The 304-nt window shown below is 40.1% G+C and carries 1 protein-coding gene; it reads left to right on the top strand.

Translation table 11 applies throughout. The annotated features are described in order from the left end of the window. Positions 1–199: hypothetical protein (locus tag MiSe_RS50120; RefSeq protein WP_226595089.1), on the top strand; the 199-nt coding region annotated here is incomplete at its 5' end. Positions 200–304: the final 105 nt, after the last annotated feature.

Below are 304 nucleotides of genomic sequence, written 5' to 3'. Positions count from 1 at the left end.
TTTCTCTAAATCTTTGACCTTTTTTGCAGTGGTTTTCAATGGGGTGCAATACAAGATTGTTGCCGGGACACGGCAGCGGAAAAATTTGGCGCTGATGACAAAAATTACTGATGCCCTGTCCCTACATATCATTGATTTGACTGATGAAATTAATTTGTTTGTAGTCAGGGATTGGGCGCTGATCTCGGCACTTGCCTAGAACTTGTAGCAGTTGAGCAGATTTTCCTGAGTTATCTTGTTTCTTGTTTTTCTCTAAATCTTTGACCTTTTTTGCAGTGGTTTTCAATGGGGTGCAATACAAGAT

The organism is Microseira wollei NIES-4236 (genome assembly GCF_020521235.1).
GTDB classification, from domain to species: Bacteria; Cyanobacteriota; Cyanobacteriia; order Cyanobacteriales; family Aerosakkonemataceae; genus Microseira; species Microseira wollei.
The sequence above is the reverse complement of the archived record's forward strand: the minus strand, read 5'-3'. Positions and strand labels throughout refer to the sequence as shown.